We start from the raw sequence: 14443 nt of genomic DNA, 5'->3' as shown, positions 1-14443 counted from the left end.
TAAATCCAAGAGATAAAGTATATATTTTTTTAAATGTTAAGGTTGGCTGAGAGAAACAGCAATAGAAAAGAATCTTGAAATACCGGATACGCTCCTCACCGTTTGCTTGGGCAGTATTTAATTCGCGTCTACCAAACCAGCCTCTGCTACCGCTGATTTTCCGATGGAAGCCTTATATACAATATACCCTTCCTGTTCCAGTCCATCCAGCATGGTTTTTTTAATCTTGGTGGGGTACCCATCGCGGTTGTAGGTATAGCGGCAGGTATATGAGAGGTCCTTTCTGATATTGCCGTCCCGGTCGCGCACGGTATAGCGGGTGATGTTGTGATCCCGGTAAGGAAGTTCCAGCGGCATGAACTTGGCTTCGAGGGGAAGGCTCCGCAGGTAGCCTAGCTTGTCGTCGTACTCCAGTTCGATGGTGAGGTACGGCTTTTGGGCGCTGGGGGCGCTGTAGGCTACTTTGGTTAGTTTGCCCTGCTCGTAGGAATAGGAGATCACCTTGGAAATATATTTTGGATCATCTAGCACGGTGCTTGTATTCCAGTCAGCTGGGTTGTAAAAATAGTATTTGGATGCTGTCAACTGATTTGTGGTATCATATACATGGTATACATAGTCCCTTGCAGTTACGTGATGTAGTAAGGTACTTTGAGTCTCACGTGCTAAAAGCCCTGTTTCATCAGATCTGATAAGCCATTCCTTCTTCATAATAACAGAGTCGCTCCTATCCCAGCCAATCGTACCAGCATCGGGCCTCCAAACTACTTCAAATATTTTATCCTTATGTAAATTATCTGGCTCTTTGAAATGTTCATCATGGTAACTATAAGTCACCTCCTCATAGAAATTAGGCCTGATGGTCGTTACGCTGTATACCCTTCCCTGGTCGTATTGGAACTCATGGGATGTTCCGCCGATTACCACCTTTTGAGGGTATAGCTGCTTGATTTCTTCTTTGCCTTTGGGGCAGCCAGCCAGCATGGCCAGAAGGGGGAGGAGGAGTAAAGTTCTTGCTTTCATACCTTGTCTGATGAGTGAGAAACGAGAAAACTTTACTAAATATAGTTATATTTTAATTTACAGCAACATCAACAAGCTGTTTTTTAGGTATTTAGTTTGGTAGTTAAGGTATAGCAGCAAGCTTTGCTTAGTCTGCTGATTGCTTACTTCTTCTCCAGCAAACCATGAAAGATCAGGTTAGCCAGGCCCTCATACACGGCAGATGGGCTATAATCGATATCCCTCATTAGTTCTGGTGGTACCTGGCCGATAAACTCCGGGTCCAGGATCTTCTCCAGCGCACTGGCGTAAAGCAGCACTGCCAGCGAGATATTGGCGTCTTTCCGGATAAAGCCCTTCCGGCTGCCTTCTTCTAGCAATGTTTTGAATCGCTTAAAAGCGGCCTCGGTGCGGTACTGTTGTAGTAGTTGCCAGGTCTTGGGGGTGTGCTTTCGAATGTCAGTGAGCAGCTGCCCGTTGATAAGTGCAAAGCGCTGTCCGACGGTCCGGAAGACTTGTTCCGCTTTGCGGGTGAAATCGGCTTCTTCCTGCTGGAGCAGGTGTTCTACTTCCCGCTGCAGTGCTTCCAGGTAGTGCTTAATCACGGCGTGGAGCAATTCCTCTTTTCCTCTGAAATACTGGTACAGCGTTTTTTTGCTCATACCCAGCTGCTTGGCCAGGTCAGCCATCAATACCTTGCTGTAGCCTTGCTTAAAAAACTGTTGTTGAGCCTCCTGCAATATCAGGGCCTTCGGGGTGTTTGTCGTGTCCATACTAGTAGGGTGCGGTTCATCATCACGGTCCTGCCACAAAGGTACGAGCAGCTGTGACCAGGAAGCTTATACGACAAAAAAATCTCCTGCAGTCAGTATTATTACTGACAATAGCAGGAGATTTCAAATTTATAATCACCTAAGTTAAACTAGATGGCTTAAAGCTATATTCGTAGGCTTTTGAACCAGAGGGGATTACGCCAGTTTAACGTTAACAGCATTCAATCCTTTGGGGCCTTTTTCAACCTCAAAAGTTACACGATCATTTTCCTTGATCGCGTTCACCAAACCATTCTGGTGCACAAAGACACGCTCCTGGGTCACATGATCCTGGATGAAGCCGTAGCCTTTCGAATCGTTGAAAAAAGAAACGGTTCCTTTTCGGATCAGGTCAGCCGGGTCGATATCGGCCTGCTTGGCCACACCGATCTGAATATCTTCCTGCTTGAATTCTTTTTTCTTCTTCGTAGGGTCTGGCGGCGTGTCGGTGATATTGCCGAACTCGTCCACATAGGCCAACATTTCATCCAGGCCTTTGCCTTTGTCAGAGTTGGCCATACGCTCCTCGCGCTTCTGCTCTTTGTCTTGTCTTTTCTTAAGTTTCTTCTTCTCTTTTTCTTTTTTACTGAAGGTTTCTTGTGATCTACCCATATTGCTGTTAAATGATCTATATAATTACGGTAAGCGGATGTTCAGGTTTGTTAGTACCTGAACAGGAAATTTGTGCCATTGCGAATCCACTTTTCAAAAAATGAATTGTCGTTATACTCGCCGGTTACAAGTTCGAAGTCGGGTTGGTCTTTGTTTTTACGAGAGTTCATGAACTTTGGGAGGGAATCCTGATTGTTTGGGGTCCAATCCTGTCCTTTTTGGAGGGCTACGCAGATGTACTCGCGTGTGGTAGTGTCTACCAGGTATCTTCTATTCATCGTAAGGAGGGGTTAGGTGAAACATTGCCAGGGCGGCATTATACAAACGGGGAGTGGTGCAAATACGTGCACATCAAACTTAAAAAAAAGCCTCACCCGCAGGCAAGGCTTTTCTCGAAATGACTTATATCTAGAAACTAAGCACGCTTAACGTTAATCGCGTTTAGTCCTTTTCTGCCTTCCTGCAATTCAAAAGTCACTTTGTCGTTTTCCTGGATTTCATGTACCAGGCCAGTCACGTGTACAAAGTACTCCTGATCTGTGTTGTCTTCTTTAATAAAACCAAAACCTTTCAGGTCATTAAAGAATTTTACTGTTCCGTTATTCATTCTGTGTTGTTTAATTATATACTAACTACATTATAGTTGGTATATAGGTTCATTTATTTTTTTACAATATACGATAAAAATTTTACAATTGCGAGGTGCAGTCTGTTTTATTAAAGGTATTCTATAATTCCTTCAGTGCAAAGTCACCAACCAAAGTGCGTACGGGTGCTTTAAAGCCAGATAATTGAGTTAGGAGAGGGATAGTATACAGAAATATAATTTCTTAGAAGGGTCTGTTTTTGTGATATAAAAACGAAAATAAATTGTTGTTTTATAAAAAGTCTCTATATTGGCGACTGAGATGAACAAGCAGCAGACATCTTATACCTTCTTTTTTTACTTTTTTCCTTCACGGGACTAAAGCGGGAAAAGGTATATGCAATCATATAGAGGCTCCGCACCAAGCGGAGCCTTTTTTGTTTTAAATCAGCAATACAAATGCATCTGACACAACAGAATTTTTATTACAGCTTTGGTTTTAGCTTTTACTTTTTTGGTAAACGCCCGGGGCTGTATTGATTATACTTTAACCTAAAGTTATCACCAGCGCCCCGGAGTCATAATCCGGGGCGTTTTTTTTGATCTAAATGAAAATAGCAATTCAAGGTATAGCAGGAGCCTTCCACGAAGAAGCCGCCCGGCTCCGGTTCGGCGACCAGCCGATAGAGATAGTGCCCTGCCTCACTTTCCGGGAACTGGCTGAGACTGTTGCCAGTGGGCTGGCCGACAAGGGCATCATGGCTATAGAGAATACCATAGCGGGAACGATACAACCTAATCTGGAACTGATACGGGAGCACCAGCTGTGGATAAGCGGAGAGGTGATCATGCGCATTCGCCAGCACCTGGGCGGTGTGCCGGGGTCTTCGCTGCAGAGCATCCGCAAGGTATACTCCCACTACATGGCCCTCAATCAGTGCCGCACCTTTTTCGGTGCCTATCCTGCTGTAGAACTGATCGAGTCGGAGGACACGGCGCTAAGCATCCGGAACGTAGCTGAAGCCGGCTCTACAGAGTTGGCAGCCATCGGCAGCTCGCTGGCCATCTCCCGGCACGGGTTGGTCGTGCTTGGAGAATCCATCGAAGCGAGCAAACAGAACTACACCCGCTTTCTGGTGCTGGACCGTCAGCCGCAACAGGAAGCTCCCTGCAATAAGGCTACCCTTAGCCTCGTGCTGCCACCTCAGCCAGAGGCTTTCACACAGGCTATGGCACTGCTGCAGGAGCGGCACCTGCAAGTCTCTAAAATCGAATCAATGGCTATACCTGGCCGGCCCTGGCACTACCGCTATTACCTGGATCTGCGGTTTGAGGCAGAAGAACAAATGCAGGAGACACTCACAGAACTAAATGCGATGGCTGAAACTGTCGACCTGCTGGGGAAATACACGGCCCATACCCATTAATTTACTTGTTATGATCAAACCTTCTATACGCGTCAACAGCACAGGCGCTTACTACTTCTCCCAAAAGCTGGCCGAGATCAGTCAGCTTGAAGCGCAGGGGCGCACCATCCTCAACCTAGGTATAGGAAACCCGGATCTGGCACCTGACCCGAAGGTGACTGCAGCCCTGATAGAGGCGGCCGGACGGGCAGAGGCGCACCAGTACCAGTCATACCGCTGCACCCCTGAATTGCGCCAGGCGCTGAGTGCCTGGTATAAACGAAGCTTTGGGGTAGCGCTTGATTACCGGGACGAGGTCCTGCCACTTATCGGCTCTAAAGAAGGCATCATGCACCTTTCACTGGCTTTCCTGGACCCGGGCGATGAAGTGCTTATACCTGACCCCGGCTACCCCATCTATGCGAACGCAGCAGTAGCTGCCGGAGCCAAGGCAATCTATTACAACCTGACGGCGGCGAAGGGCTGGTTGCCTGATATGACTGAACTGGAAAGTCTGGTCAGTCCCACCACCAAAATGCTGTGGCTTAATTTTCCGGGCAACCCGACGGGGGCTGTGGCAAGTGAAGCGGACCTGCAGGCGCTTGTCTCTTTTGCCCACAAGCACCAGATCCTGCTTTGTCATGATAACCCCTATTCGTTGACCCTGAACGAAGAGCCCCTCAGCATTTTGAGTATGCCAGGTGCTATGGAGGTGGCCGTGGAGCTTAACTCGCTGAGCAAATCGCACAATATGCCCGGTTGGCGGCTAGGTATGCTGGCCGGAAAAGCAACCTACCTCGATGCTGTCGCTAAGATGAAAAGCTACTCAGACACTGGCATTTTCAAACCCATACAGGAAGCCGCTATCGTTGCCTTAGAGGCAGACGAAGCCTGGTATTCGGCATTGCAGTCAACCTACCTGCAAAGACGGACCCTGATATGCCAACTGCTGGATGAGCTGCAGTGCAATTACGCCACCACGGGGGCAGGGCTATACCTGTGGGCAGCTATACCTCCCGGCTGGCAGGACAGCTTCGCTTACAGCGACTACCTGCTCAACACGTTCGACCTTTTTGTGGCCCCCGGCCGGGTATACGGGCGCAACGGCGAGGGCTATATCCGGGTAGCGCTCACGCAACCTGCCGAAGCGCTGGCACAACTGCTACGGAGGGTACAGCAACACGAACTCAGCAGCCTCCAGGTTTAACACATCAGATAAATAGAATTCAGAAACACGTTAGCTTCAATCAATATGAATACGAAATCAGCATGGACACTAAAAGCGCAGGAGCAGCCGCTCATCGTAGCGGGGCCTTGCAGCGCTGAAACAGAAGAGCAGGTGCTGGCGACAGCCCATCAGTTAAAGTATGCGGGAGTGGATATCTTCAGAGCAGGCATCTGGAAACCCAGAACCCGCCCGGGCTCATTTGAGGGGGTAGGCCAACAGGGACTCACCTGGCTGCAGCGGGTGCAACAGGAAACAGGCCTGCGTGTAGCAACCGAGGTGGCAAACTCTATGCATGTTGAGCAGTGCCTGCAGCACGGTATCGATGTGCTTTGGGTCGGCGCGCGTACCACAGCCAATCCGTTTGCCGTGCAGGAAATTGCAGACGCCCTGAAAGGTACAGGTATACCCGTGCTGGTCAAAAACCCTGTTAACCCGGATGTAAACCTATGGCTGGGAGCCATTGAGCGGCTGGAGAAGGCAGGTATCAAACAGGTTGGCGCCATCCACCGGGGCATCTCGCCGTTGGGCAAGTCGGTGTACCGGAATAACCCGGAGTGGAGCATGCCCATGACCCTGAAGGAGCTGCGCCCCGATCTGTTGCTGATCAACGACCCCAGCCACATTGCTGGTAACCGTCAGCTGCTGGCAGGTATAGCCGAAACAGCCCTGGCACTCCGCATGGACGGTCTGATGATCGAAACGCACATAACCCCTGAAACTGCCTGGAGTGACGCCGACCAGCAGATTACCCCACAGACCCTCAAAGAGCTGCTGGCAAAACTGAGTGGCCGTCCGTTGACCACTGACACAAAAGCGGCAGCCGATCTGAGTGACATGCGCCATTCTATTGACTACATTGATGAGCAACTGATTGATCTGTTGAGCTACCGCATGCAGGTGGCTGCTGAAATAGGCCAGTACAAAGCGCAGCATAACCTTACCGTGTTCCAGGAAAACAGGTGGGCGCAGCTGCTTGAAAAACACACCAGTCTCGCTCTTAGCAAAAATCTTAATGAGGAGTTTGTCACGCAGTTGTTCGACCGCATCCATCAGGAGTCGGTGAGGAGACAGCAGAGGGTGCTGCCGCTTATACCTGCGCGGGCCTAGTCGGTTTGGCAGTGATTTCGGGTGAGGTAATAACGCGGGCTATACCTGCCAGGTATAGCCTTCCGGCCACCACCAGAGCACCAGAAGTCCGCCCAGCAGCACAATGCCAAACAGGAGCGAAATCTTAGCGAATAGCTTGCTGTTTCCCAGAAAGCCGGCCAAAGCACCTTTAAAAGCGACATTGGAGAGGGCAGCCACCAAAATGATTCGCCAGCCGTTGTCGGGCGACAAATTGCCCATGTTCATCAATCGGGAAGTAGAGAGCGTAATGGCATCCACGTCGGTCAGGCCCGAAATGATGGCGACAATGTACAGGCCACTGTCCCCGAGGTAGTCATTCGCGGCAGCTGTTGCCAGAATCACAATACCGTAAATAGCACCGAACACGAGGGCCGCCTTCAGTTGGGCGGGGTTTTCCTGCTCGGGCATGTGGTCACCTTCTTCTTTATTGGTAAAGTAAGCGATCAGGCCGGTCACGACCATCAGCCCCACCACAACCAGCAGGGGAGGGGCCACTTGTGGCATCACACCCGGCGCCACGATCAGGATCTCAGTCAGGATTCGGAAAAAGGCCACCGTAGAGGCAATGAAGATCACAATAGCCGCCAGCTGGCTGCTTCCTTTGGAATCCTTAGCACGGCGGGCATAGCTCACCGTAGTAGCAGTGCTCGAGATCAGTCCGCCCAGCACGCCACCCAGAAATGTGCCCGCCTTGTTGCCGAAGAACTTATACACAAAATAGCCCAGCAGCCCGATGCCTACAATCAGCACGACCATCAGCCAGATGTTATTTGGGTTTAGTACTTCGTAAGGGCCATAGGCCTGGTCTGGCAGTATAGGCAGTATGACAAAGGAAATGACCACAAACTGCATGATGGCTGTCAGGTCCTGCTGCCCGATGCGCGATACGATGCGGTGCAGGGTATCTTTGAGGTGGAGTAGAACTGCTACCGTGGCGCCCAAAGCCACAGCCACTGTCTTGCTGCCGTACACCAGGTAGGCGCCTACCGCAAACATGAGCAGAAGGGCCGCTTCAGTGGTTTGACCCACATCAGGTAAAGGCTCCTTCTTTTTCATCAGGTTGGCCGTCACGACAAGGGCGGCAGTGGCCAGCAAGCCGGCTCCTACTACCCATCCGCCCATTTCACGGGCCATCAGGGCAGTGAGTGTGCCAAAGAGTGTTATGAGCGGGAACGTGCGGATGCCGGCAATCTGGGCGTTGTCGTGCTGTCGCTGCAGACCAACCAACAGTCCGAGTCCCAATGAAATGGCAAGTATCTGGAAGAGTTCCTGTTCCATGCAGGCAGTGTAAGGGCTTTAGGTATGATGCTAAGATACAGCCCTAAATGATAAAAGTATAGCCGGGGCTATACTTTTATCAGGCAATCACAATATATACCGGGAGGTATGGTTATTCGGCTCCTTCCTGCAGCAGCGTGCTGCTGATGCGCTTCAGCTCCGTTTCAGCGGCCTTGGCCTGGAACTGGATGTCGATCAATCGGTTTTCGGCAACGAGCTGGTTACGCTGCGCCTCCCGCAGCTCAATGGCCGTTAAAAGACCCAGACGGTAGCGTTCCAGGGCTATGGCGGCGTTTTCCTGGGCCAGCGTCAGGTTGGTTTCTTCCAGTTGCAGTAGTTGCAGGCGGTTGGTGTACTGGCTGTAGGCCCGGGCCAGTGCGGCATCCAGCAGGTTCTGCTGGCGCTTATACTCAAGGTTGGCAGACTCCAGGTTGATGCGGGCATTTTGAGCCAGGCGATTTGTATTGAACCCCCTAAAAAGAGGCAAGCTTACACTCAGGCCATAGTTATACCCCCGGTTCTGGTTAAAGAGTGGTGAGAATTCGTTCAGCGGTTCGTTCTCTGAGCGGTTAAAGTTATAGGCACCCACCACTCCGATCACAGGGAGACGGCTGGCACGAACGGACCTGATGTCCAGGCTGGCGATCTCCTGGTTAAGTTTGAGGCGACCCAGAAGCGGGTTGTTGGCCAGCATGCCTGCATCCGCGTTTCCGTAGTTCAGGTTAGGGTCAACTACAATGGAGTCTACGGCGACAAAGTCGATGTTCGGGTCGCGGCTGAGGAGTTGGTTCAGGTTGATCTTGGCGTTCTGAAGCGCCTCCTGTTGCACCAGCAGCTCCGAGCGGTCGGTGTTAAAGTCCACCTGCGCACGCAGAATCTCCACCTTGGCGCTCACACCCACTTCGTACTGTGCCTGGGCGATGTCTACCCTCGCCTGCGAGATGGCAATGGCGTCTTCAATGGCCTGCATCTTCTTGGACTGGCGCACCACCTCAAAGTAATTGTCGAAAATGTTGGCAAGCGTGTTCTGCACGGTTTCGCGGGTGAACAAAGCCCCTGATTTTTCCAGCGCCTTCAACCGATCGTAGTTAATGAACATGCCCATGCCGTCGAATATGGTCCAGTTCAGGTTAATGCTCCCGTTGAGGTTGTTGGAGCTGGCGCCGTTACGGGTGCGGTCCGGGCCTGTCTGAAACTGCTGGCGGGAGTTGTTCTCACTAAAGGTACGGCCCCCGCGTGCGTCCACATTCGGCAGAAAACCGGCATTGCCACGGGTGACGTTGTTCTCGGCAATAGCCTCCTGCCGGCCTGCGATCTGGATGTCGTAATTGTTTTGAAGCCCTATGCGGATGGCATCCTGCAGCGAAAGCTGTTCCTGTGCGGCAAGTTTATTGGGGAAGAGCAGCACTACTCCCAGGAGGAACAGTGCTGCAACTTTAAGTGGGGACATTATATTAGAATGCAAAGGTTTAAATCTTAGCGTCAGAGATTCGATTTCAGATATTATTTACTCAGAGCGTGCTCTCTTTCTTGCTTGCGCTCGTTCCGACGTTCCTGCTCCGCCTCCCTGTCTTTATCTTCCATCAGGTCCAGGTTCGCCTCGGCCGTTGAGAAGTAAGAATAAATAGCCGGGATGATGTAGAGCGTGAGGCCGGTCGAGAATATAAGCCCGCCTACTACTGCTATACCCATGGACACGCGGCTTTCGGAGCCCGCACCAAGTGCAAGGGCAATCGGCAGGGTTCCCAGAATGGTGGCCAAACTTGTCATCAGGATGGGACGGAAACGCGAAACAGCGGAGTCGATGGCGGCGCTGTACTTGCTCAGGCCCTCCTGCTTGCGCTGGTTTGCAAATTCCACCAGCAGGATACCGTTCTTGGTCACCAGACCTACCAGCATAATCATACCGATCTGGCTGAAGATGTTCAGTGTCTGGCCGAAGTACCACAAGCTGAACAAGGCGCCTGCCAACGCCAGTGGAACGGTGAACATAATGATGATCGGATCACGGAAGCTTTCGAACTGTGCTGCCAGTGCCAGGTAGATCAGACCAAGTGCGAGTAAGAAGGCGAACATCAAACTGCCGGAGCTTTCCTGGAAGTCCCTCGACTGGCCTGTCAGGGCTGTCTGGTACGTTTCGTCCAGCGTTTTGGCGGCTATCGCGTCCATGGCCGCTATACCGTCGCCAATGGTTTTGCCTTTGGCCAGCGAGGCGCTGAAAGTAGCGGCCGCGAAACGGTTGAAGCGGTAGATCTGTGGCATAGCGCTCTCTTCCTTCAACTCAATCAGGTTGTCCAATTGAATCAGCTCGCCGGCGTTGTTCTTTACGTATAGGCTGCGCAAGTCCAGGGGCTCGCTGCGGTTGGCCCGCTCCACCTGTCCGATGATCTGGTACTGTTTGCCGCCTCGCACAAAGTAGCCGAAGCGGGAACCGCTCAGGCCAAGCTGCAGCGTCTGCGCCACGTCCCGGATGTCCACGCCCAGTGAAAGCGCTTTCTCACGGTCAATCTCCACACGCAGCTCCGGCTTGTTGAATTTCACGTTCACGTCCACGAAACTGAAAGTAGGATCCTGACGGGCTGCCTCCAGAAACTGGGGAACCACCTCGCGCAGCTTCGCCACACTCTGCGACTGTACTACATACTGCACCGGCTGTCCGGAGCCACGGCCACCGCCCAGGCCTTTGTCACCTGAGGCAAAAGCACGCGCGCCCGGAATCTGGTTGATCAGGCCAGGCAGCTTGTCCACGATCTGCTGTTGGGTCAGTTCCCGTTCAGATGGGTCGACCAGGCGCAGGCGTATAAAGCCGCTGTTGGCGTTTCGGGTCATACTCGTCATGCTGCCTATACCTGGCACCGAGTCGTTGACCAGCGCCGTCAGCTCGCGCATGTAGTTGTCCATGAACTCGAAGGAAGCACCCTCAGGGCCGGTGGCGTTGATGCGCAGGCCGCTGCGGTCCTCATCAGGCGTTAGCTCCGATGGCATGGTTTTCATGAGTCCCCAGATGATGCCGGCCGAAGCGAGTATCAGGATGAAAGCGACCCAGCGGAACTTCATGAAGCTCTCCAGGCTGCTGCGGTACCCATTGGTTAGGGAGTTAAAGAATGGCTCTGTTTTGCGGTAGAACCAGTTTGGCTTTTCCTGGTGGCGGAGCATGCGCGAGGACATCATCGGCGTCATGGTAAGCGACACGAAGGCCGAGATAATCACCGAACTGGCCACCACAATGCCGAACTCCTTAAAGAGACGGCCGGTGGTGTCTTCCAGAAAGGCTACGGGCATGAACACCGCGGCCAGCGCCACCGTGGTGGAGATAATGGCAAAGTATATTTCCTCGGAGCCCTTTTTGGCGGCCTTCTTAGGTTCCTGCCCGTCTTCTATGCGGGCATAGATGTTCTCAAGCACCACAATGGCATCGTCCACCACTAGGCCGATCGCGAGCACGATACCGAGCAAGGTGAGCACGTTGATGGAGAAATCCATCAGGTACATGATGAAGAAGGTGCCGACGAGCGAGACAGGTATAGCCACGACTGGAATGAGCGTGGAGCGCCAGTCGCGCAGGAAAAGGAAGATAATAACGACTACCAGGCCGAAGGCGATGAAGAACGTCTCCTGCACCTCAAAAAGGGAAGCCTTGATGTACTGTGAGTTGTCGAAGCCGATAACCAGCTCGATGTCTTTGGGGATGTCTTTCTTGATGTGCTCGAGGCGTCTGTAGAACTCATCAGAGATCTCTACCTGGTTGGAGCCCGGTTGTGGGATGATTACCACGCCCAGCATCGGGATGCCGTTGAAGCGAAGTACCGTCTTCTCGTTCTCAGGTGCCAGTTCGGCGAATCCGATGTCACGGAAGCGAATCAGGCGGTCGGCGTCCTGACGCACTACCAGGTTGTTGAACTCCTCCGGGGTGGAAATGCGGCCCATCGTGCGCACCGAAAGCTCGGTGCTGGCACCCTCTATACTTCCGGAGGGCAGTTCCACGTTTTGCCTGGTCAGCGCCTGCTGTACTTCAACTGGCGTTACGCTGAGAGCGGAGAGTTTGTCCGGGTCCATGCGCAGGCGCATGGAGTAGCGCTTGTCGCCCCAGATGTTGATGGCACTCACACCCGGAATGGTCTGCAACTGCTCCTTGAATATGTTAGTGGCAAGGTCAGAAAGGTCGAGCAGGGAGCGCGTTTCGCTCTTGATGCCGAGCATCAGGATCGGGTTTGCATCCGCGTCGGCCTTGGCGATGGTGGGTGGGTCGGCATCGTCCGGCAGCAAGCGCTGTGCCCGCGACACCCGGTCACGCACGTCGTTGGCCGCAGCCTCCAGGTCGATGCCCAGGTTGAACTCCACTGTGATATTGCTGCTGCCCTCGCTGCTGGAGGAGGTAAGCGTGCGTATACCTGCTATACCGTTGATGGACTCCTCGAGCGGCTCGGTAATCTCCGACTCGATGGTCTCGGCGTTGGCCCCGGTATAGGAGGTGGACACGTTCACGATCGGTGGGTCCACGCTCGGGTACTCGCGCACGCCCAGGAAGTTAACCCCGATGATGCCGAATACGATGATGGTGATACTCATCACGATGGCGAGTACCGGGCGCTTTATACTTATGTTTGATAAACTTGCCATACTTCTTAATTACTTATTCCTTCTCTTCAGGAGATTCATTTATACCTCCTTAGGCTCCATGCAGCACGTTGCGGCGTGCTACTCCTTCACTTCAGATGATGTCACTCTTCTGATTTTCAAATCAGAGCCGGGGCGTGCCTGCAGTATACCTGAGCTGATGATGGTATCGCCAGGTTGTACTCCTTCAATGATCTGAATCATGGTTTCAGAGCGTTGGCCGATCTTCACCATCTGTGGCTGGGCTTTTCCGCCTTTTGCCAGGAACACTTTATGTCCTGTTGCCTCCGGGATGATCGACTCAGTAGGTATAAGGATGGCTTCCTCCACATCCTTCAGGCCAAGCTCCACTTTCACAAAGGCACCCGGTTTTATTTCCTGGTTCTTGTTCTCGTAGAGGGCGCGCAGTTGCAGGGTGCGGGTGGCGGGGTCGATGTTGGGCTGTATGGCGTAAATAGTGGCTTCATACCGTTCAGCACTGCCTTCGGAAGAGAAGGTGATCTTATCGCCTACTTTTACGGATTGGCTATAGCGGCCGGGTATGGAAAAGTCGATTTTAACAGGGCTGATGTCGACGATGCGGGCTACAGGCGTGGTTGGCGTTACGTAACTGCCTTCACTCACCTGGCGCAGGCCGATCACGCCATCAAACGGCGCACGCACGTAGGCTTTGGACAAGGTGGCTTTCAGCGCCTGGATGTCTGCTGTGGCGGTGGCGAGCTGGTTGCTTACCTGGTCATACTCCTGGCGGCTGATGTATTCTTTCTCGAGGAGGGTGCGCTGGCGCTCCTCCATGTCCTGGTACAACTTCTGGTTCGACTGCAGTTTGGCCAGCTGGGCGCGCAGGTCTGCGTCGTTCACTGTCATCAGGAGCTGTCCTTTTTTCACCTGGCTACCTTCCTTGAAGTTGATAGCCGTTACGCGGCCGGATATTTCGCTGCGCAGTTCCACGTCCTCGTTCGGCATAACGGAGCCGGTAGAAGTGATCCTGTTCTGGAAAGCGGTGGGAGAGACTACAAACACGTCTACGGCCACTTTCTGAGCCATAGGTCCGCCCGTAGGTCCGGCAGCTTTTGTTTCTTCGTTACCAGAAAATACTTTGCTGTAAAGTAGGTAACCCACAACGGCGGCAACTACCAGGAGAAGGATGGTTTTGACAGTTTTGTTCATTTAGATTTAAACTTCGATTCGAGGTGCGTGACCTCAAAGGTATAAAATTCTGGTTTGTATTAAATGTATAGACAACAGCAAAAAACGACTAAATTTACACGCTTATCATGGTAGTAAAAAGCATGGGCTAGCTGAACTCTACGAACAGGCGCTATTATAAGACAAACGGCAACTCCAGAGGTTTAAAAACGAATAAAAGAATTTGCGCAAAGGTATGAGCGACAACAAGAAAAACTTTTTTGAAGATGTTTATGAGGTAGTTAGGCTGATCCCCGAGGGGCGTGTGACTTCGTACGGCGCCATCGCCAGCTACCTGGGCTCAAAGGGTTCGGCCCGGATGGTGGGTTGGGCCTTGATCGCTTCGCAGCCATTTGCCGCTATACCTGCGCACCGGGTGGTTAACAGAATCGGTATGCTCACAGGCAAGCAGCACTTCGAAGCTTCCAACGCCATGCAGGAGCGGCTGGAGCAGGAGGGCGTTAAAATCGAGAACGACCAGGTGGTGGAGTTTGAGAAGCTGTTCTGGGACCCGGCGAAGGAGCTGCTGTAAGGTATAGGAGTTTGGGGGTTTGAGAGTTTAGGAAGTGAGGCCAGAGGCTAACTT

At 52.3% G+C, this 14443-nt stretch carries 13 protein-coding genes; 4 read left to right on the top strand and 9 right to left on the bottom strand.

From position 1 onward, the window contains the following. Positions 1 to 117: 117 nt before the first annotated feature. From AC4QZR_RS10955 to AC4QZR_RS10935, 5 genes are all read right to left on the bottom strand, one after another. Positions 118 to 1023 (bottom strand): hypothetical protein, encoded by a 906-nt coding sequence (locus AC4QZR_RS10955; RefSeq protein ID WP_494480960.1) that lies wholly within the window; start codon positions 1021 to 1023, stop codon positions 118 to 120. Between the two features lie 143 nt (positions 1024 to 1166). Beyond that, a complete protein-coding gene (locus tag AC4QZR_RS10950) occupies positions 1167 to 1775 on the bottom strand; it encodes a TetR/AcrR family transcriptional regulator (protein WP_494480959.1) in 609 nt (202 codons plus the stop codon). Between the two features lie 195 nt (positions 1776 to 1970). Continuing rightward, entirely contained in the window at positions 1971 to 2426 is a 456-nt protein-coding gene (locus AC4QZR_RS10945) for a cold-shock protein (RefSeq protein ID WP_494480958.1), read from the bottom strand. A 50-nt stretch (positions 2427 to 2476) separates the two neighbouring features. Next, on the bottom strand, positions 2477 to 2704 hold the full coding sequence (locus AC4QZR_RS10940) for a hypothetical protein (protein WP_188502380.1): 228 nt from the start codon (positions 2702 to 2704) through the stop codon (positions 2477 to 2479). A gap of 137 nt (positions 2705 to 2841) precedes the next feature. Further along, positions 2842 to 3033: a cold-shock protein gene (locus AC4QZR_RS10935; protein ID WP_188502381.1), complete on the bottom strand. Its 192-nt coding sequence runs from the start codon at positions 3031 to 3033 to the stop codon at positions 2842 to 2844. A gap of 587 nt (positions 3034 to 3620) precedes the next feature. Here AC4QZR_RS10935 and AC4QZR_RS10930 point away from each other — a divergent pair. The 3 genes from AC4QZR_RS10930 to AC4QZR_RS10920 are packed head-to-tail and all read left to right on the top strand — an operon-like array spanning position 3621 to position 6753. After that, entirely contained in the window at positions 3621 to 4439 is an 819-nt protein-coding gene (locus AC4QZR_RS10930) for a prephenate dehydratase (RefSeq protein ID WP_494480957.1), read from the top strand. Positions 4440 to 4449: 10 nt separating this feature from the next. Further along, positions 4450 to 5625, top strand: coding sequence for a pyridoxal phosphate-dependent aminotransferase (locus tag AC4QZR_RS10925; protein ID WP_494480956.1), 1176 nt, complete (start codon positions 4450 to 4452; stop codon positions 5623 to 5625). 45 nt (positions 5626 to 5670) lie between these two features. Beyond that, positions 5671 to 6753, top strand: coding sequence for a bifunctional 3-deoxy-7-phosphoheptulonate synthase/chorismate mutase type II (locus AC4QZR_RS10920; protein WP_494480955.1), 1083 nt, complete (start codon positions 5671 to 5673; stop codon positions 6751 to 6753). A 39-nt stretch (positions 6754 to 6792) separates the two neighbouring features. Here the strand turns inward: AC4QZR_RS10920 and AC4QZR_RS10915 are convergent, their stop codons facing one another. The 4 genes from AC4QZR_RS10915 to AC4QZR_RS10900 all read right to left on the bottom strand — a co-directional run bounded on the left by AC4QZR_RS10915 (position 6793) and on the right by AC4QZR_RS10900 (position 13839). Then, entirely contained in the window at positions 6793 to 8052 is a 1260-nt protein-coding gene (locus tag AC4QZR_RS10915) for an MgtC/SapB family protein (protein ID WP_494480954.1), read from the bottom strand. Positions 8053 to 8164: 112 nt separating this feature from the next. Then, positions 8165 to 9502 (bottom strand): TolC family protein, encoded by a 1338-nt coding sequence (locus tag AC4QZR_RS10910; protein ID WP_494480953.1) that lies wholly within the window; start codon positions 9500 to 9502, stop codon positions 8165 to 8167. A gap of 53 nt (positions 9503 to 9555) precedes the next feature. Then, positions 9556 to 12672, bottom strand: a complete 3117-nt coding sequence (locus AC4QZR_RS10905; protein WP_494480952.1) for an efflux RND transporter permease subunit — start codon at positions 12670 to 12672, stop codon at positions 9556 to 9558. A gap of 78 nt (positions 12673 to 12750) precedes the next feature. Next, positions 12751 to 13839, bottom strand: a complete 1089-nt coding sequence (locus AC4QZR_RS10900; RefSeq protein WP_253402639.1) for an efflux RND transporter periplasmic adaptor subunit — start codon at positions 13837 to 13839, stop codon at positions 12751 to 12753. A 214-nt stretch (positions 13840 to 14053) separates the two neighbouring features. Here AC4QZR_RS10900 and AC4QZR_RS10895 point away from each other — a divergent pair, with 214 nt between their 5' ends. After that, positions 14054 to 14389 carry an MGMT family protein gene (locus AC4QZR_RS10895; protein ID WP_494480951.1) on the top strand — a complete coding sequence of 112 codons (336 nt, stop codon included), beginning with the start codon at positions 14054 to 14056 and terminating at the stop codon, positions 14387 to 14389. Positions 14390 to 14443: the final 54 nt, after the last annotated feature.

The sequence above is a fragment of the Pontibacter sp. YIM B11418 genome (genome assembly GCF_059278805.1).
Note: the sequence above shows the minus strand (reverse complement) of the source record. Positions and strands in the feature narration are given on the sequence as shown.

What these genes read in the sequence shown, in the direction of transcription:
- AC4QZR_RS10955 (WP_494480960.1), bottom strand. Translation starts at nt 1,023, where the DNA reads ATGAAAGCAAGAACTTTACTCCTCCTCCCCCTTCTGGCCATGCTGGCT.
- AC4QZR_RS10950 (WP_494480959.1), bottom strand. Translation starts at nt 1,775, where the DNA reads ATGGACACGACAAACACCCCGAAGGCCCTGATATTGCAGGAGGCTCAA.
- AC4QZR_RS10945 (WP_494480958.1), bottom strand. Translation starts at nt 2,426, where the DNA reads ATGGGTAGATCACAAGAAACCTTCAGTAAAAAAGAAAAAGAGAAGAAG.
- AC4QZR_RS10940 (WP_188502380.1), bottom strand. Translation starts at nt 2,704, where the DNA reads ATGAATAGAAGATACCTGGTAGACACTACCACACGCGAGTACATCTGC.
- AC4QZR_RS10935 (WP_188502381.1), bottom strand. Translation starts at nt 3,033, where the DNA reads ATGAATAACGGAACAGTAAAATTCTTTAATGACCTGAAAGGTTTTGGT.
- AC4QZR_RS10930 (WP_494480957.1), top strand. Translation starts at nt 3,621, where the DNA reads ATGAAAATAGCAATTCAAGGTATAGCAGGAGCCTTCCACGAAGAAGCC.
- AC4QZR_RS10925 (WP_494480956.1), top strand. Translation starts at nt 4,450, where the DNA reads ATGATCAAACCTTCTATACGCGTCAACAGCACAGGCGCTTACTACTTC.
- AC4QZR_RS10920 (WP_494480955.1), top strand. Translation starts at nt 5,671, where the DNA reads ATGAATACGAAATCAGCATGGACACTAAAAGCGCAGGAGCAGCCGCTC.
- AC4QZR_RS10915 (WP_494480954.1), bottom strand. Translation starts at nt 8,052, where the DNA reads ATGGAACAGGAACTCTTCCAGATACTTGCCATTTCATTGGGACTCGGA.
- AC4QZR_RS10910 (WP_494480953.1), bottom strand. Translation starts at nt 9,502, where the DNA reads ATGTCCCCACTTAAAGTTGCAGCACTGTTCCTCCTGGGAGTAGTGCTG.
- AC4QZR_RS10905 (WP_494480952.1), bottom strand. Translation starts at nt 12,672, where the DNA reads ATGGCAAGTTTATCAAACATAAGTATAAAGCGCCCGGTACTCGCCATC.
- AC4QZR_RS10900 (WP_253402639.1), bottom strand. Translation starts at nt 13,839, where the DNA reads ATGAACAAAACTGTCAAAACCATCCTTCTCCTGGTAGTTGCCGCCGTT.
- AC4QZR_RS10895 (WP_494480951.1), top strand. Translation starts at nt 14,054, where the DNA reads ATGAGCGACAACAAGAAAAACTTTTTTGAAGATGTTTATGAGGTAGTT.